Raw genomic sequence first — 17,880 nt, 5'->3', positions numbered from 1 at the left:
CGGCATATTATGACCCAGCAATCACCTTATTCAGCGGCCATGGCCGAGCAGCGTCACCAGGAATGGCTTCGCTTTGTTGAACTCGTCAGGCAGTCTTACGAACAGGATCTACATCTTCCGTTACTTAACCTGATGCTCACCCCCGATGAACGTGAAGCGCTGGGTACCCGCGTACGTATTATCGAAGAGTTGTTGCGCGGAGAGATGAGTCAACGAGAACTCAAAAGTGAACTCGGGGCGGGTATTGCCACGATCACCCGGGGATCCAACAGCCTGAAAGCGGCGCCAGCCGACCTGCGTTTATGGCTGGAGCAGACGCTGCTTAACGATCAGCGATAGACCGCATTGTGAAAGGGGCTTAATGCCAGTATCACGGCCTGATGATAGACGCTGGCGCGCGTCAATTTTCCGGCGGTAAACACGCCAATTGCGCCATCTTTGCGCCCAATTTCATCAATACCGGTATATGCCGACATCGCCGGACCAAGCGCTTGCCCGGCACGGATTTTTTGCAGAATCACCTCAGGCAAGGGCAGGGTGGCAGAGCGGGCTTCGCCGCGCTGGTCGCGACTTTCGATGACGACCCAGCTAAACGTGCTGCCTTCATCGATTCCGGCTTCGATAGCCACCCAAAAGTCCGCATTCGGACAGGCGTGGCGGGCATTTTCGACACGGTTACGTGCGCCTTCAAGCGTCTCTTTACTGCCCATAGGCTGTTCCGGTACACCGCTTTCAACAGCAATCGCGTCGATGCGGCTGGCGTCTTCACCGAAAATCTCATTAAAAGCGTGCAGAATAGCCCGAATTTTGGCGGGGTTTGTGGTAGCAGCGACAACATGGTGCATAATCTATAGCTGGCTGCCCGTAACGAGACCAGTTCTGTCTGCATGACGGGTAAGGCCTTCCTCATATAATAAACTTCATCGCAGTATAATGGATATAAAAGCATGTTACAGGTATACCTTGTCCGCCACGGTGAAACGCAGTGGAACGCCGAGCGTCGTATTCAAGGCCATTCAGACAGTCCGTTAACCGAAAAAGGCGAGCAGCAGGCATGGCAGGTGGCTGAACGCGCGAAAGCGCTGGGCATCACCCATATTATTGCCAGCGATCTCGGACGTACACGTCGCACGGCTGAAATCATTGCAGAGCTATGTGGCTGCGATATCACCCTCGACTCGCGCCTGCGTGAACTTGATATGGGCGTGCTCGAACAGCGCAATCTTGAAACCCTGACCGAAGAAGAAGAAGGCTGGCGTCGCCAACTGGTAAATGGCACCGCAGGGGGGCGCATTCCCGGTGGCGAGTCGATGCAGGAGCTTGCCGATCGTATGCATGCTGCCCTTGCGACCACGCTGGAGTTACCGCAGGGTAGCCGCCCGATGATCGTCAGCCACGGCATGGCCCTGGGCTGTCTGGTCAGCACTATTCTGGGGCTTCCGGCGTATGCTGAGCGCCGCCTGCGCTTACGTAACTGCTCTATTTCCCGTATCGATTATCAGGATAGCGCATGGCTGGCGTCGGGATGGGTAGTGGAAACGGCAGGAGACGTCTCACATCTGGACGCCCCTGCGCTGGATGAACTGCAGCGTTAACGGCGGACGGGAATCAGATACTCGCAGCGGATGTAAAGCGGTGGCTCTTGCGCCCGCGCATCTTCCTGCGGGTAGAAACGCTCAATATCCTGACCCTTACGGCGTGTCAGATTCAGCATCGGCATGCAGGTACCGTAGACGGTCAGGATAAACTCCTGCACGCCCGTGCCCGGCCCTTCGTAGAAGAACATGACATACTCACCGCCTTCGAGCTTCACCGGCTGGGCATTATGCATGTAGCCATTCGCCATCTCCGGCGTTAAAGCAGTAGTGTAAAACACCTCTTGCTCGTCATCTTTCTCAAGGCTTGGTCGCGGTTCATGCAGGCCATACATCTCAGCCGGAATAGTGGGCGAATTGCCTAAAAAGTCACGCCAGAACTGGATACGCATCTGGTTGCGGAAATCGGAAATTTCTTCCAGCGAGCAGGTATAGCTCTGCGTTGTACCGATGAGCTGCATATCCGGAAGGGTGATAAATTCATGTCTCGGCATGGCAAACTCACCTAAACGCAGCGGCGGACGAATGCCGAAGGCGCTCCAGTCAGGTGAACGGCGATACAGCGCGGGCGTCAGATTAAACTGCTTTTTAAACGCGCGGGTAAAGGTTTGCTGAGAGTCAAAGCGGTACTGCAGGGCGATATCCAGAATGGGACGCGAGGTCAGACGCAAAGCAACAGCAGACTTCGACAGGCGGCGCGCGCGAATATAAGCGCCAATCGCATGGCCCGTCACGTCTTTGAACATCCTTTGCAGATGCCACTTGGAATAACCCGCTTTTGCCGCCACATTATCTAACGACAATGGCTGATCCAGGTGGCTTTCCAGCCAGGTAAGTAGATCACGAATAATCCCAGCCTGATCCATAAAATATCCTCATCCTTAAAACGGCTTACGCCTGATACCAGGGGATGGATAATACCACTGTTTGGCGTTTTAGCATTCAGTGTTTTTTTTGTGCATTAGTGCGCATTGTGTCTGATTTTCATGATAATTTTTGTAAATTGGTGATCTATAAACCTTTTCCTCTTAAACCCGAGAATAGTCGCTCAACGTTATATTCAAAAATGGTAACAATATGAAATACACGCGTTTAATACTTTCCTCATTAGCGTTGCTGTGGGGTTCTGCGCAGGCGGAACAGATTGGCTCAGTGGACACTGTGTTTAAAATGTTCGGCCCGGATCACAAAATTGTGGTGGAAGCCTTTGACGATCCTGATGTGCAAAATGTGACCTGTTACATTAGCCGGGCAAAAACAGGCGGCATTAAAGGGGGACTGGGGCTGGCGGAGGATACATCCGATGCGGCGATTTCCTGCCAGCAGGTAGGGCCAATCGAACTCAGTGATAAGATTAAAAATGGCAAAGCCCAGGGCGATGTGGTCTTCCAGAAGCGTACCTCGCTGGTGTTTAAGAAACTTCAGGTGGTCCGCTTTTATGACAGTAAGCGTAACTCTTTGGTTTATTTGACCTATTCCGATAAGGTGGTGGAAGGTTCCCCGAAAAACGCACTGAGTGCGGTGCCGATTATGCCGTGGAGTAAATAAAAAGGAATGGAGATGTCACAACCGCGAATCTGGCTGGTTGAAGATGAGGCAAGTATTGCCGAGACGCTGATTTATATGCTGCAGCAGGATGGGTTCGCCGTCACGTCATTTGAACGGGGACTGCCTGTTCTTGACGCGGCGGCGCGGCAGTTACCGGACCTGGCGATCCTGGATGTCGGGCTGCCGGACATCAGTGGTTTTGAGCTGTGCCGCCGTTTGCTGGCCAGGGCGCCGGGGCTACCGGTGCTGTTTCTGACCGCACGCAGCGACGAGATCGACAAATTGCTGGGGCTGGAAATGGGGGCTGATGATTATATCGCCAAACCGTTTTCGCCAAGGGAAGTTTGCGCCAGAGTACGTACCGTGCTGCGCCGCTTCCAGAAAGCCACGGTGCAATCTTCTCTTCTCCGTGTCGGGCAATTCGAACTGGACGAAGAGGCGGCTATCGTTCGTTGGTTTGGCGATATTCTCCCCCTTACACGCTATGAATTTCTGCTGTTAAAAACCCTGCTGCATGCACCGGGTAGGGTTTTCTCACGCCAGCAACTCATGGATCTCGTCTGGACCGATGCCGAAGAGAGCTTCGATCGCACTGTCGATACCCATATCAAAACGCTGCGCGCCAAATTGCGTGCGGTGAATAGCGAATTGTCACCGATTAATACTCATCGCGGTATGGGTTACAGCCTGGGCATCCGCTAATGCGTATCGGGATGCGATTGTTGCTGGGCTACTTTCTCCTTGTGGCGGTTGCCGCCTGGTTTGTGTTGTCGATTTTTGTCCAGGAGATCAAACCGGGCGTCAGACGGGCAACCGAAGGCACGCTCATTGATACCGCCACGCTGCTGGCCGAGGTAGCGCACGATGATTTGCTCTCCGGACAGGCGCAAAATGGCAAGCTGGCAGAGGCGTTCACTTCGCTCAACCAAAGCAACATTAACGCCAATATCAGCGGCATTCGCAAAGTACGTAACGAATACCATGTCTACATGACGGATGCGCTGGGTAAGGTTGTTTTTGATTCTGCGGGCCAGGCCGTAGGTCAGGATTATTCCCGCTGGAACGATGTCTGGCTGACGCTGCGCGGTAAATATGGCGCGCGCAGTACCCCTTCCGATCCGAACGACCCGGAAAGTACGGTGATGTATGTGGCGGCTCCCGTCACTGACCAGGGGCGCATTATCGGCGTTTTGAGCGTGGGCAAACCTAATAGTGCGATTGCCCCGGTCATCAAACGCAGTGAGCGGCGCATGCTCTGGGCCAGTGCGGCCTTACTGGGGATTGCTCTGGTGATTGGGTTTGGGGTGACGCTGTGGATTAACCGTTCCATCGGCAAGCTGACACGCTATGCGGATGCCGTGAGCGAAAAAAATCCTTTACCTCTTCCTGACTTGGGAAGTAGCGAGCTGCGTAAGCTGGCGCAGGCGCTGGAGAGTATGCGCCTTAAGCTCGAAGGAAAAAATTATATTGAGCAGTACGTCTACGCGCTTACCCATGAACTTAAAAGCCCGCTGGCGGCCATACGCGGCGCGGCAGAAATTCTCCATGAGAACCCGCCGCCGGATATCGCCACCCGTTTTACTAACAATATCCTGGCGCAAAATGCGCGGATGCAGATGCTGGTTGAGAAGCTGCTACAGCAGGCGAAGCTCGAAAATCGCCAGGAAGTAGTGACAACATCCATCCCTGTTGATGCCCTGTTCCGACAGCTTGAGGACGAACGTAGCGTGGTGCTGTCCGCCAAAAATCTGACCCTGGAATGCGATGCGGGGCAGCTTGTCGTCGAAGCGGATGCCGGGCTGCTTAGCCAGGCATTGGGCAATCTGCTCGACAATGCGATCGATTTTACCCCTCGCGACGGGCATATTTCGCTGCGCGCTCACGAGCACGCTGAATATGTCGTCTTCACCGTATGCGATAACGGGCCGGGTATTCCGGATTACGCCCTTGAGCGGATCTTTGAACGGTTTTACTCATTGCCCAGAGAGAATGGACAAAAGAGCAGTGGCCTTGGACTGGCCCTGGTGCAGGAGGTGGCGCGTTTGCACCAGGGAACGATTCAGGTATGTAACCTGCCGCAGGGTGGCGCAGAGGCGCGACTGACACTTCACCGTCACTTCACATAACTTCAAATTCTCCTCTTATAGCCCCGTTACTCTGCGCGCAACACAAAGGAGGGGCTATGTTGAAATCACCGTTATTCTGGAAAATTACCACCCTGGCAGGGTGCATTTGTCTGTTGCTGATCCCACTGATAATGGTTGGCAATTTAATCAAAGAGAGAGGCGACTACCGTAATGAGGTCGCCGATACGCTGCGGCAAAGTAGCGCCGGGCCGCAAAAGTTGATTGGTCCGCTAATTGCGATTCCGGTGACGGACGTTGTGACTTCGCTGGAGTCGACGGGAGATGAACCCCCGAAGGAAGTTCGCCGTTCGAAAAGCTATATCCGTTTCTGGCTACCTGAATCACTCATGGTTGAGGGGAAACAGCAAGTCGAAAACCGCCAGGTGGGTATCTACGACGGGCAAGTGTGGCATGGGGATATCAGTATCAACGCTGAGTTTGACCCAAAACGTGCCGGGCTGGAGGCGAGTGATACCAGGCAACTGGGCGAGCCGTTTGTCGTGTTTGCTCTGAGTGATGCCCGAGGGATTGGGCAAATACGGGCGATGAAGGTGAACGGTGAATCGCTCAGCGTAGAGCCGGGATCGGGGCTGATGAGCGACTTACAGGGTATCCATGTTCCACTGACGGCGCCGGGTATTACGCAAAAAAATATCAAACTAAACGCTTCATTTAGTCTCAATGGTACCGGCGCATTTTCCGTGGTCCCACTAGGCAGAAACAGCGAAATGGCGCTGATGGGGGACTGGCCTCACCCCGGCTTCACCGGTGACTTTCTGCCTGCGAAACGCGAAGTTACCCCTGCGGGTTACCAGGCGCGCTGGCAAAGTACGTGGTTTGCCAATAACCTGGACAGCAAAATTCGTGATGTCCTGAGTCTGAGCAGCGACAACGAGTGGCGCCTGCCCGCATTCAGCGTCAATATCGCCACGCCTGCGGATCAGTACCAACTGACGGACAGAGCGGTGAAGTATGCGATTTTGCTTATTGCCCTCATTTTCGCCGCGTTTTTCGTCTTTGAAAGTCTTACCGGGCGGCAAATGCACCCCATGGAGTATCTACTGGTGGGGTTATCGCTGGTGATGTTCTATCTGGTCCTGCTGGCGTTGTCAGAGCATGTCGGCTTTACCTGGGCGTGGATTATTGCCAGTGGACTGGGGGCGGCGATTAACGGTATCTATTTGCAAGGCGTGATGAAAAGCTGGCGTGCCAGCCTGCCCTTTAGCGGTGCGCTATTGGTGCTCTATGGCGTAATGTGGAGTTTGCTGAATTCCGAAGACAGCGCGTTGTTACTGGGAACAGGCGTACTGTTTGCGGCACTGAGTACCGTGATGATACTGACACGGCGCTTCGACTGGTACTCCCTTTCGCGGGCGGTGAAAAAGCCCGTAGAAAGCCAGGTTCCTGTCGATGAAGAACTACGGATATGGAAATAAAAAAAGCGGCGCCTGGCGCCGCTTTTTTTTGAAGGAGGATTATTCCTGCAGATCACCGCAGAAACGGTAACCTTCACCGTGGATCGTCGCGATGATTTCCGGTGTGTCCGGAGTGGATTCAAAATGCTTACGGATGCGACGGATGGTGACGTCAACCGTACGGTCGTGTGGTTTCAGCTCACGCCCGGTCATTTTTTTCAGCAATTCGGCGCGGGACTGGATCTTGCCCGGGTTTTCGCAGAAATGCAGCATCGCACGGAATTCGCTACGCGGCAGCTTATACTGTTCGCCATTAGGGCTGATCAGTGAGCGGCTGTTAATATCCAGTTCCCAGCCATTAAACTTATAGCTGTCGACACTGCGGCGCTCTTCGCTGATGGTGCCCAAATTCATGGTACGGGACAGCAGGTTACGCGCACGGATAGTCAGTTCACGCGGGTTAAACGGTTTGGTGATGTAGTCATCCGCACCGATTTCGAGGCCCAGGATTTTGTCTACTTCGTTGTCACGACCGGTCAGGAACATCAGTGCGACATTTGCTTGCTCGCGTAATTCACGGGCAAGTAAAAGGCCATTTTTACCTGGCAGATTGATGTCCATAATCACCAGGTTGATATCATTTTCGGAGAGGATCTGATGCATTTCAGCGCCATCTGTCGCTTCAAAGACATCGTAACCTTCCGCTTCGAAGATGCTTTTCAACGTGTTGCGTGTTACCAACTCGTCTTCAACGATAAGAATGTGCGGGGTCTGCATGTTTGCTACCTAAATTGCCAACTAAATCGAAACAGGAAGTACAAAAGTCCCTGACCAGCCTGGTACATGTCGCAAATTAACATGAACGGCGTAACATGACTAAAGTACGTAATTGCGTTCTTGATGCACTTTCCATCAACGTCAACAACATCATTAGCTTGGTCGTGGGCACTTTCCCTTTGAACCCGACAGTGTCAAAAACGGCTGTCATCCTAACCATTTTAACAGCAACATAACAGGCTAAGACGCAAGGGACACCCAATAAAACTACGCTTCGTTGACATATATCAAGTTCAATTGTAGCACGTTAACAGTTTGGTGAAATCTTGATATCTAAATGCTAGCGATTATCACAATTTTTCAATAAACCAACTAGTTGCGGATATTAATTGATAAATAAGCTGAATCCAATAGGAGATTCAGATTCATAATTAAAATGCCATGAAGAAACATAGGGATAAGCATTTTCTGTTAACATTTAAGCGGTTAATCCGCCAGTCAACAGTTTAGCTTTTTTTAACCGTTGGCAAGACGAAATTCAGTGATTGCTGTTACAAAATTGTAAATTCGCGACGCGTAATATGCTGACATAATCCTTCACTCGCGCGTCGATATGATAAAAAAGAGAGTAAAAATGCACCTGGCCATTGTATTGGTTTCTCCCGCCAGAGCGGAGAATGTTGGCGCTGCCGCGCGCGCGATGAAAACGATGGGTTTCACAGATCTGCGCATTGTCGACAGCGATGCCCATTTACAGGAAGGCGCTCGCCGTGTCGCACATGGCGCCGGGGATGTGCTTGATAATGTTAAAACTTATTCTTCATTATCCGATGCGTTGGCCGATATTTCATTCACCGTCGCCACGACGGCGCGAAGTCGCGCGAAATTCCATTACTATGCAACGCCTGCAGAATTGGTACCGCTTCTGGCGGAAAAAAACGCGTGGCTCCCCGCCGCCGCACTGGTGTTTGGCCGGGAAGATTCGGGTCTGACAAATGACGAACTGGCGCTTGCAGACATTCTGACGGGTGTGCCGATGGTTGCCGATTATCCTTCACTCAATCTGGGGCAGGCCGTCATGGTTTATTGTTATCAATTAGCATCTTTAATACAAAATGCTGCCAAAGTGGTAACGCAACGTGATGATAACCAGCTTCGTGCTTTACGTCTGCGCGCGCATGCGTTGCTCGAAAAACTCGATGTGGCGGATGACATGAAAATGGCCGACTGGCTGGATCAGCGTGTGGGGATGCTGGAGCAGCGAGACACTGCAATGTTGCATCGTTTGCTTCATGACATTGAAAAAAAACTCGCCGAGTAAATCACTGTCATAAGAATATTTTATGGATGAAGTCACTACAATGATGCGGTTTGTATGGTCTTTACCTATGATAAGTCAATAAGCAGCGGGCGTAGCGCAAGGTTGCGCAAAATAGCTGAAAACTAAAAATTCGTTGACTTAAGGCGGCAGATACTTTAACCAATATAGGCAGAGCACAGACAGAATAAAATTACAGAGCACACAACATCCATGAAACGCACCAGCACCGTCACCATTATTATTACCACCACCATTACCACAGGTAACGGTGCGGGCTGACGCGTACAGGAAACACAGAAAAAAGCCCGCACCTGAACAGTGCGGGCTTTTTTTTCGAGCAAAGATCAAGGGGTAATACCATGCGAGTGTTGAAGTTCGGCGGTACATCAGTGGCAAATGCGGAAAGGTTTCTGCGTGTTGCCGACATCCTGGAGAGCAATGCCAGGCAGGGGCAGGTGGCAACTGTGTTATCTGCCCCGGCGAAAATCACCAATCACCTGGTCGCAATGATCGAAAAAACGATCGGAGGTCAGGATGCCGTACCAAATATTAGCGATGCCGAACGTATTTTTTCTGAGCTACTGCAAGGATTGGCGGATGCACAGCCTGGTTTTCCCCTCGCACAGTTAAAAACCTTTGTCGAACAAGAATTTGCGCAGATCAAACACGTCTTGCACGGGATAAGCCTGCTGGGGCAATGCCCTGACAGCATTAATGCGGCGCTAATCTGCCGTGGCGAAAAGCTCTCCATCGCCATTATGGCGGGGTTGCTTGAAGCGCGCGGTCATAAGGTGAGTGTGATTGATCCGGTCGAGAAACTGCTGGCTATTGGGCACTATCTTGAGTCTACGGTGGATATTGCGGAGTCAACGCGCCGCATCGCCGCCAGCCGTATCCCGTCCGACCATATGGTGTTGATGGCAGGGTTCACTGCCGGAAACGAAAAAGGTGAGCTGGTTGTTCTGGGACGTAATGGTTCTGATTACTCCGCTGCGGTTCTGGCTGCCTGCCTGCGTGCGGATTGTTGTGAAATCTGGACCGATGTTGACGGTGTCTACACCTGTGATCCACGCCAGGTACCGGATGCCCGTCTGCTGAAATCCATGTCGTACCAGGAAGCGATGGAACTCTCCTACTTCGGTGCGAAAGTGCTCCACCCGCGTACCATTACCCCTATCGCTCAGTTCCAGATCCCTTGCCTCATTAAAAATACCGGTAACCCGCAGGCACCCGGTACTCTGATTGGTGCCACCTCTGATGAGGATGGCCTGCCGGTCAAAGGTATTTCCAATCTGAATAACATGGCGATGTTCAGTGTTTCAGGTCCGGGGATGAAAGGCATGGTTGGCATGGCGGCGCGCGTGTTTGCCGCGATGTCGCGTGCGGGTATTTCTGTCGTGCTGATTACCCAGTCCTCCTCTGAATACAGCATCAGCTTCTGTGTACCGCAATCCGATTGCGTCCGCGCGCAGCGTGCAATGGGCGATGAATTTTACCTGGAACTGAAAGAAGGATTGCTGGAGCCGCTGGCCGTGATGGAGCGTCTGGCTATCATCTCTGTCGTGGGCGACGGCATGCGTACTCTGCGTGGTATTTCCGCGAAATTCTTTGCTGCACTGGCGCGCGCTAATATCAACATCGTGGCGATCGCGCAAGGATCTTCCGAGCGTTCGATTTCTGTCGTGGTGAGCAACGATGATGCCACCACGGGTGTGCGCGTCACGCACCAGATGCTGTTTAACACCGACCAGGTTATTGAAGTGTTTGTGATTGGCGTGGGCGGTGTTGGTGGTGCGCTGCTCGAACAGCTTAAGCGTCAGCAGGCATGGCTCAAAAGTAAGCATATCGATTTGCGCGTCTGCGGCGTGGCAAACTCGAAAGCGTTGCTCACCAACGTACACGGGTTAAATCTGGAAAACTGGCAGGCTGAGCTTGCTGAGGCCAAAGAGCCTTTCAACCTGGGCCGTTTGATTCGTCTGGTGAAGGAATACCACCTGCTGAACCCGGTTATTGTAGATTGTACGTCACACCAGGCAGTGGCCGATCAGTATGCCGATTTCCTGCGCGAAGGTTTCCATGTGGTGACGCCCAACAAAAAGGCCAACACCTCATCGATGGCTTACTACCATCAGTTGCGCCATGCGGCGGAGAAATCACGCCGGAAGTTCCTCTATGACACCAACGTGGGCGCGGGCTTGCCGGTTATCGAAAATCTGCAAAACCTGCTCAATGCGGGTGATGAGTTACAACGTTTCTCCGGCATTCTTTCTGGTTCGCTATCGTTTATTTTCGGTAAGCTCGATGAAGGGATGAGCCTGTCGGATGCGACTAAGATCGCACGTGAAATGGGTTACACCGAACCTGATCCGCGTGACGATCTTTCCGGTATGGACGTGGCGCGTAAGCTCCTGATCCTGGCTCGTGAAACCGGGCGTGAGCTGGAGCTTTCCGATATTGTGATTGAACCTGTGCTGCCAGCTACATTCGACGACAGCGGTGACGTTGAAAGTTTTATGGCGCGTCTGCCACAGCTTGATGATCACTTCGCCGATCGTGTGGCGAAAGCGCGCGACGAAGGCAAAGTGCTGCGCTACGTCGGCAACATCGAAGAAGATGGCACCTGTCGGGTGAAAATTGCCGAAGTGGATGGTAATGATCCACTGTTCAAAGTGAAAAACGGCGAAAACGCCCTTGCGTTTTATAGCCACTATTACCAACCGCTGCCGCTGGTCCTGCGAGGCTATGGTGCGGGCAATGATGTTACTGCGGCAGGGGTGTTTGCAGACTTGCTGCGTACGCTGTCCTGGAAGTTGGGAGTTTAAGATGGTGAAAGTATATGCTCCGGCCTCCAGCGCCAATATGAGCGTGGGTTTTGATGTGTTGGGCGCCGCGGTGACGCCGATAGATGGCACGCTGTTGGGTGATAATGTCTCAGTTGAGGCGGCGGACAGTTTTAGCCTGAAAAATCTGGGGCGTTTTGCCAGTAAACTGCCGACAGAGCCTCGTGAAAATATTGTCTACCAGTGCTGGGAGCGTTTCTGCCAGGAGATTGGCAAAACGGTTCCTGTAGCAATGACACTGGAAAAAAACATGCCGATTGGCTCAGGGCTGGGGTCCAGTGCCTGTTCTGTTGTCGCGGCGCTGGTGGCAATGAACGAGTATTGCGGCAAACCGTTAAATGAGACGCGAATGCTGGCGCTGATGGGCGAGCTGGAAGGGCGCATTTCCGGCAGCGTGCATTACGACAACGTGGCGCCTTGCTACCTTGGCGGCATGCAATTGATGATCGAGGAAAACGGCATTATCAGCCAGCAGGTGCCTGGCTTTGATGAATGGCTGTGGGTGCTGGCCTATCCGGGCATCAAAGTTTCTACCGCGGAGGCCCGCGCTATCCTGCCGGCGCAGTATCGTCGTCAGGACTGTATTGCTCATGGTCGGCATCTGGCGGGCTTTATTCACGCCTGCTATTCCCGTCAGCCCCAGCTTGCGGCGAAGCTGATGAAAGATGTTATTGCTGAGCCGTATCGCATGAAATTACTGCCTGGGTTTAATGAGGCACGTCAGGCGGTCGCCGAAATGGGGGCGCTCTCCTGTGGTATTTCTGGTTCCGGCCCAACGCTTTTTGCGTTGTGCGATAAAACGGAAACAGCGCAACGTGTGGCAGACTGGCTGAGCAAACACTATTTGCAAAATCAGGAAGGCTTTGTTCATATTTGCCGTCTGGACACGACGGGTGCACGAGTAGTGGGATAACCAATGAAACTCTATAACTTAAAAGATCACAACGAACAGGTCAGCTTCGCGCAGGCCGTCACACAAGGGCTTGGCAAGAACCAGGGGCTGTTTTTCCCGCATGACCTGCCGGAATTCAGCCTGACTGAAATTGATGACATGCTGACCATGGATTTCGTTGCGCGCAGCGCCAAAATCCTCGGGGCGTTCATCGGTGATGAAATTCCACAGGACATTCTGGAAGCGCGCGTTCGGGATGCGTTTGCGTTCCCGGCGCCCGTACAGCCGGTTGAGAGCGATGTTGGTTGCCTGGAGCTGTTTCATGGCCCGACGCTGGCGTTTAAAGACTTCGGTGGGCGCTTTATGGCGCAAATGCTGACCACAATCAGCGGCGACAAGCCGGTGACGATCCTGACTGCGACCTCCGGTGATACCGGGGCGGCAGTGGCGCATGCCTTCTACGGCCTGAAAAACGTTCGTGTCGTGATCCTTTACCCGAACGGAAAAATCAGTCCGCTACAGGAAAAACTGTTCTGTACGCTGGGTGGCAATATCGAAACCGTCGCCATTGATGCGGATTTCGACGCCTGTCAGGCACTGGTAAAACAGGCTTTTGATGATGAAGAACTGAAAGTGGCGCTGGGCCTGAACTCAGCGAACTCAATCAACATTAGCCGCCTGCTGGCGCAGATTTGCTACTACTTTGAAGCGGTGGCGCAACTGCCACAAGAGGCGCGTAATCAGCTGGTTGTTTCCGTGCCAAGCGGCAACTTTGGCGACTTAACGGCGGGCCTGCTGGCGAAATCGCTTGGGCTGCCCATTAAGCGTTTTATCGCGGCGACCAATGCGAATGACACCGTACCGCGCTTCCTGCAGGACGGTGAGTGGAAGCCAAAAGCGACACAGGCAACTCTGTCGAACGCGATGGACGTCAGCCAGCCGAACAACTGGCCGCGCGTGGAAGAGCTGTTCCGCCGTAAAATCTGGCGTCTGAACGAACTGGGCTATGCCGCAGTGGACGACGAAACGACCAAAGAGACCATGCGTGAGCTGAAAGGCAAGGGTTATCTCTCTGAACCGCATGCGGCAATCGCTTACCGTGCGCTGCGCGATCAACTGCATCCGGGCGAGTACGGCCTGTTCCTGGGGACCGCGCATCCGGCGAAATTCAAAGAGAGCGTCGAAGAGATTCTCGGCGAAACACTGCCATTACCGAAAGAACTGGCAGAGCGCGCAGATCTGGAACTGCTGTCGCACCATCTGCCTGCGGACTTCGCTGAATTGCGTAAGCTGATGATGAGCAAAGCGTAATCCACTTCGTCTCAAACCTGAACCGGGTGAGCGTAATCGCTGCCCGGTTTTTTTACGCCTGAATACGGAGAAATTAAGGAGGAATATGGCAGGAAAAACGGAGGAATTCCCATAAAATGCGGGCACTTAGAGATTAGGATTGCAGAGAATAACAAGCCGCCATCACTTTGCTTAAGCTCCTCACATCGGCCCACTACGGGCAAGATGAACAAAGGAGTAACCCATGTTGAAACCTGTATTCTTCGCGCTTTCGTTGTTGATGGTGGCTCCGCTGGCGGCACAGGCTGCTGAAATTACCCTTGTGCCAGCAGTAAAACTGCAAATCGGCGATCAGGATCGTCACGGCAACTACTGGGATGGCGGCCACTGGCGCGATCATGACTGGTGGCACAGACATTACGAATGGCGCGAAAACCACTGGCGTCCGCACGGTGACGACCGTCGCGACTTCCGTGGCGACCATCATGATGATCGCCACGATGACCATCGTCCGGGGCCGGACTGGCGCCACGATTAATCTCTTCGCTTATCCTGCCCCCTCCTCAGAGAGGGGGCCACAGCCTTACTGTTCGTGACGTTTAAAGACCAATTCGCCCTTGCCGGACAGCTCTTCATCAAAGAAATAGCCTTCGCTATCAAACGCGGTTAACTGCTCTGGTTTTGTCAGGCGGTTTTCAATGATGTAACGACTCATCAGGCCGCGTGCTTTTTTGGCGTAAAAACTAATGACCTTAAACTTGCCATTTTTCTCGTCCAGAAAGACGGGTTTGATAATTTGCGCGTTCAGTTTTTGTGTTTTGACCGATTTAAAGTACTCATCGGATGCCAGATTCACCACGATGTCATCGCCCTGCGCCTTAATGGCTTCATTCAGCGTATTGGTGATGACCTCGCCCCAGAACTGATAAAGATCCTTCCCCTTCTCATTTTCCAGGCGGATCCCCATCTCCAGACGGTAAGGCTGCATCAGGTCCAGCGGACGCAAAACGCCGTACAAACCAGAGAGCATACGCAAATGCTGCTGTGCAAAATCGAAATCAGCCTCGGTGAAGGTTTCTGCCTGCAGGCCGGTATAGACATCGCCTTTAAAGGCCAGAATGGCCTGGCGGGCGTTTTTTGGCGTAAAGTCCGGCTGCCAGTCGTGAAAGCGGGTGGCGTTCAGGTCGGCAAGCTTATCGCTGATACCCATCAGGGCTTTGATTTGCTGCGCGCTAAGCTTACGCGCAACCTTAATCAACTGCTGCGAATAATCCAGCAATTCAGGCTGTGTGTAGCGCGTAGTGGCCAGCTCACTTTGATAATCCAGCGTTTTCGCGGGCGAGATGAGAATCAGCATAGTCAGTCCTTGCAGGAAAATTTCCGCTGACTGTAACAAAAAACGGCCTGCAATTGATCAATAGTTGCGATTGTCATTTACGATCCCGTTTTATCATCCCATGCGCCGGGCGCGAGCTGCGGGTTAATATCCGGATAACGCTTCGGATCGAACACTGGCATCACTCCCATCTTGCGCTGGCGTAGATAATCGGCGGCGATAAGGGTGACGACGGGAGACAGTAGCAGAATCGCCGTCATGTTAGTGATAGCCATAAACGCCATCATTACATCTGCCACATGCCAGAGTACCGGGATGCGCAATTGAGAGCCGATCAACACCATCAGTAAGATCCCGATACGCAACAGCCAAATATTACGCCTGCTGTTCATACGCAGGAAAATGAGATTATTTTCGGCGTAAACGTAATTGGCGATAATGGAATTAAACGCAAACATGATGATGATGACGGCGACAAAGCTGGCTCCCCATGAACCCGTCAGCGCTACCATTGCTTCCTGAACCTGTTGGACGCCAATGACTGCGTTATCTGTTGGCGTATCTTTTGCCAGGAGAAGAATAAACGCGCTGGCGGTGCATACCAAAAACGTGTCGACAACTACGCCGACCATTTGCACAAAGCCCTGAGCGGCAGGATGAGGGGGAGATGAAGCCGCGGCTGCGGCGGCATTCGGCGTTGAGCCCATCCCTGCCTCGTTGGAGTACATACTGCGTTGAAAACCGCTGGTGAGCGCCTGGCTAAGCGTGTAACCCATGGTACCTGCCGCCGCTTCCTGCCAGCCAAAGGCACTTTTCACAATATTGGCGAACATCTCCGGCAGTGCGGTGAAGTGCGCAATGCCAATACCGACACTGGTCATTACCCAGGCCAGGGCCATGATCGGGACCACCCACTGCATGATACGAGCAATCTGTTTCATGCTTTTCGTGATCAATAGCAGAATCATTCCAGCAAAAATAAGACCGGTGTAAATCTCATTAAAATGCCAGGCAAAATGGACGGCATTCGCTACCGAATTGGCCTGAATGGTATTGAATAACAGCCCGTAAACCAACAGCAGGAATACGGAAAACAGCACGCCCATCCAGCGCATGCCAAGGCCTCGCGCCATGTACCATGCAGGACCGCCGCGAAACTGCTGGTTGGCGTCGCGTTCTTTGTAGAGTTGCGCCAGTGTGCTTTCGGCGAAACACGTTGCCATGCCAATCAAGGCCGATATCCACATCCAGAAAATCGCGCCGGGGCCGCCTGCCGTAATCGCTAACGCCACACCGGCTAAATTACCGGACCCCATTCGTCCGGCAAGGCTGAGAAACAGCGCCTGATACGACGTCAGTCCACCCGACTGGGCACGGCTATGTTTGAGATTATGGTAGAAGTCGCCAATCAGGCGAAACGGTACAAATTTGCTTTTAAAAGCAAACCAGATACCTGCCGCAAGCAGCAGGTAGAGCATCAATGAACCCCAAAGTATTTCACTGATAAAAGAGAAGAATTCAGGCATTAACATCCCTCTTGTCTATGCCGGTTCGCAGGTTAATAAGCAGCGCTATTATTAATAAAGCACTACTTTGCAGGCAATTAATAAATCTAGTTTACCATACCGGGCGTGCGCAATGTCTGCGGTTGCGCTGGCAGGGCGTCGTGTTATCATCAGGGCAGACCGGTTACATCCCCCTAACAAGTTCAAAGAGAAACACTATCATGACGGATAAATTGACTTCTCTGCGTCAATACACAACTGTTGTTGCTGACACCGGAGATATCGCGGCGATGAAGCTGTACCAGCCGCAGGACGCTACCACCAACCCTTCTCTGATTCTTGGCGCTGCCCAAATCCCTGAATACCGCAAACTGATTGATGACGCTATTGCCTGGGCGAAAGAACAGAGCAGCGACCGCGCGCAGCAAGTGGTAGATGCAACGGACAAACTGGCGGTGAATATCGGTCTGGAAATTCTCAAACTGATCCCTGGTCGCATTTCTACCGAAGTTGACGCACGCCTGTCCTATGACACCGACGCGTCCATCGCGAAAGCAAAACGCCTGATCAAACTGTATAACGACGCGGGTATCAGCAACGATCGCATCCTGATCAAGCTGGCTTCTACCTGGCAGGGTATTCGCGCGGCTGAACAACTGGAAAAAGAAGGCATCAACTGTAACCTGACGCTGCTGTTCTCCTTCGCCCAGGCACGCGCCTGTGCAGAAGCTGGCGTTTATCTGATTTCCCCGTTTGTGGGCCGTATCCTCGACTGGTACAAAGCCAACACGGATAAAAAAGAGTACGCACCGGCAGAAGATCCGGGTGTGGTTTCCGTAACCGAAATCTACCAGTACTACAAACAGCACGGCTATGAAACCGTCGTGATGGGCGCAAGCTTCCGTAACGTCGGTGAAATTCTGGAACTGGCAGGCTGTGACCGTCTGACTATCGCTCCGGGCCTGCTGAAAGAGTTGGCAGAAAGCGAAGGCGCTATCGAACGTAAACTGTCCTATGCTGGCGAAGTGAAAGCACGCCCGGAACGTATTACCGAAGCGCAATTCTTCTGGCAGCACAACCAGGATCCGATGGCAGTAGACAAACTGGCGGACGGTATCCGTAAGTTTGCTGTTGACCAGGAAAAACTGGAAAAAATGATCGGCGATCTGCTGTAATCATTCAGGTGTGGCCGGAGACCCGGCCACACTTTCCCCTCTGTCTGCATTTCCCCTCAG

At 52.7% G+C, this 17,880-nt stretch carries 19 protein-coding genes and 1 other annotated feature; of the genes, 14 read left to right on the top strand and 5 right to left on the bottom strand.

Annotated elements, in window-relative coordinates; genetic code table 11:
• Positions 1–9: 9 nt before the first annotated feature.
• Entirely contained in the window at positions 10–339 is a 330-nt protein-coding gene (gene trpR, locus ABU190_RS15290; RefSeq protein ID WP_039078263.1) for a trp operon repressor, read from the top strand.
• On the opposite strand, the gene yjjX is transcribed toward trpR, so the two are convergent.
• Positions 330–845 (bottom strand): inosine/xanthosine triphosphatase, encoded by a 516-nt coding sequence (yjjX, locus tag ABU190_RS15285; RefSeq protein ID WP_107223728.1) that lies wholly within the window; start codon positions 843–845, stop codon positions 330–332. The genes trpR and yjjX overlap by 10 nt on opposite strands.
• A gap of 102 nt (positions 846–947) precedes the next feature.
• Between yjjX and gpmB the strand changes: the two genes are divergently transcribed.
• On the top strand, positions 948–1,595 hold the full coding sequence (gene gpmB / locus ABU190_RS15280; RefSeq protein ID WP_039078265.1) for a 2,3-diphosphoglycerate-dependent phosphoglycerate mutase GpmB: 648 nt from the start codon (positions 948–950) through the stop codon (positions 1,593–1,595).
• Here gpmB and robA read toward each other — a convergent pair.
• Positions 1,592–2,461 (bottom strand): MDR efflux pump AcrAB transcriptional activator RobA, encoded by an 870-nt coding sequence (robA, locus tag ABU190_RS15275; protein ID WP_039078266.1) that lies wholly within the window; start codon positions 2,459–2,461, stop codon positions 1,592–1,594. The two genes, gpmB and robA, sit on opposite strands and share 4 nt — an antisense overlap.
• Positions 2,462–2,672: 211 nt before the next feature.
• Here robA and creA point away from each other — a divergent pair, with 211 nt between their 5' ends.
• The 4 genes from creA to creD are packed head-to-tail and all read left to right on the top strand — an operon-like array spanning position 2,673 to position 6,705.
• The gene (gene creA, locus ABU190_RS15270; RefSeq protein ID WP_039078267.1) at positions 2,673–3,143 is read left to right on the top strand and encodes a protein CreA; all 471 of its coding nucleotides are present in this window, start codon (positions 2,673–2,675) and stop codon (positions 3,141–3,143) included.
• Positions 3,144–3,155: 12 nt separating this feature from the next.
• Positions 3,156–3,845, top strand: coding sequence for a two-component system response regulator CreB (gene creB, locus ABU190_RS15265; protein ID WP_354691746.1), 690 nt, complete (start codon positions 3,156–3,158; stop codon positions 3,843–3,845).
• The gene (gene creC, locus ABU190_RS15260; protein ID WP_354691745.1) at positions 3,845–5,269 is read left to right on the top strand and encodes a two-component system sensor histidine kinase CreC; all 1,425 of its coding nucleotides are present in this window, start codon (positions 3,845–3,847) and stop codon (positions 5,267–5,269) included. Before creB ends, creC begins: the two co-directional genes overlap by 1 nt.
• A gap of 56 nt (positions 5,270–5,325) precedes the next feature.
• Positions 5,326–6,705 carry a cell envelope integrity protein CreD gene (gene creD / locus ABU190_RS15255; protein ID WP_296413942.1) on the top strand — a complete coding sequence of 460 codons (1,380 nt, stop codon included), beginning with the start codon at positions 5,326–5,328 and terminating at the stop codon, positions 6,703–6,705.
• A 39-nt stretch (positions 6,706–6,744) separates the two neighbouring features.
• Here creD and arcA read toward each other — a convergent pair whose 3' ends face one another.
• A complete protein-coding gene (gene arcA, locus ABU190_RS15250; RefSeq protein WP_039078271.1) occupies positions 6,745–7,461 on the bottom strand; it encodes a two-component system response regulator ArcA in 717 nt (238 codons plus the stop codon).
• Between the two features lie 95 nt (positions 7,462–7,556).
• On the opposite strand from arcA, the gene yjjY reads away from it, so the two are divergent.
• The 7 genes from yjjY (at position 7,557) to ABU190_RS15215 (ending at position 14,342) form a co-directional block, all read left to right on the top strand.
• Positions 7,557–7,697 (top strand): protein YjjY, encoded by a 141-nt coding sequence (gene yjjY / locus ABU190_RS15245; protein WP_086870418.1) that lies wholly within the window; start codon positions 7,557–7,559, stop codon positions 7,695–7,697.
• Between the two features lie 398 nt (positions 7,698–8,095).
• Positions 8,096–8,782, top strand: a complete 687-nt coding sequence (locus ABU190_RS15240; protein ID WP_354691744.1) for a tRNA/rRNA methyltransferase — start codon at positions 8,096–8,098, stop codon at positions 8,780–8,782.
• Between the two features lie 210 nt (positions 8,783–8,992).
• Positions 8,993–9,061, top strand: coding sequence for a thr operon leader peptide (gene thrL, locus ABU190_RS15235; protein ID WP_071846003.1), 69 nt, complete (start codon positions 8,993–8,995; stop codon positions 9,059–9,061).
• Positions 9,000–9,117 (top strand) — a sequence feature (Thr leader region). It overlaps the preceding gene by 62 nt.
• Before the next feature lie 24 nt (positions 9,118–9,141).
• On the top strand, positions 9,142–11,604 hold the full coding sequence (gene thrA, locus ABU190_RS15230; protein WP_354691743.1) for a bifunctional aspartate kinase/homoserine dehydrogenase I: 2,463 nt from the start codon (positions 9,142–9,144) through the stop codon (positions 11,602–11,604).
• A gap of 1 nt (position 11,605) precedes the next feature.
• Positions 11,606–12,535, top strand: coding sequence for a homoserine kinase (thrB, locus tag ABU190_RS15225; protein ID WP_039078274.1), 930 nt, complete (start codon positions 11,606–11,608; stop codon positions 12,533–12,535).
• A gap of 3 nt (positions 12,536–12,538) precedes the next feature.
• A complete protein-coding gene (thrC, locus tag ABU190_RS15220; protein WP_039078275.1) occupies positions 12,539–13,825 on the top strand; it encodes a threonine synthase in 1,287 nt (428 codons plus the stop codon).
• Positions 13,826–14,048: 223 nt separating this feature from the next.
• Complete coding sequence (locus ABU190_RS15215; protein ID WP_354691742.1) at positions 14,049–14,342, top strand: DUF2502 domain-containing protein; 294 nt, start codon at positions 14,049–14,051, stop codon at positions 14,340–14,342.
• Between the two features lie 45 nt (positions 14,343–14,387).
• Here the strand turns inward: ABU190_RS15215 and yaaA are convergent, their stop codons facing one another.
• On the bottom strand, positions 14,388–15,161 hold the full coding sequence (gene yaaA, locus ABU190_RS15210) for a peroxide stress protein YaaA (RefSeq protein WP_354691741.1): 774 nt from the start codon (positions 15,159–15,161) through the stop codon (positions 14,388–14,390).
• A gap of 77 nt (positions 15,162–15,238) precedes the next feature.
• Positions 15,239–16,666: a sodium:alanine symporter family protein gene (locus ABU190_RS15205; protein ID WP_354691740.1), complete on the bottom strand. Its 1,428-nt coding sequence runs from the start codon at positions 16,664–16,666 to the stop codon at positions 15,239–15,241.
• A gap of 200 nt (positions 16,667–16,866) precedes the next feature.
• On the opposite strand from ABU190_RS15205, the gene tal reads away from it, so the two are divergent.
• On the top strand, positions 16,867–17,820 hold the full coding sequence (tal, locus tag ABU190_RS15200; RefSeq protein ID WP_071193601.1) for a transaldolase: 954 nt from the start codon (positions 16,867–16,869) through the stop codon (positions 17,818–17,820).
• Positions 17,821–17,880: the final 60 nt, after the last annotated feature.

Source organism: Phytobacter sp. RSE-02 (genome assembly GCF_040578655.1).
In the GTDB taxonomy this organism is placed as follows: Bacteria; Pseudomonadota; Gammaproteobacteria; order Enterobacterales; family Enterobacteriaceae; genus Phytobacter; species Phytobacter diazotrophicus.
This window is presented reverse-complemented; position numbering and strand designations above follow the sequence as displayed.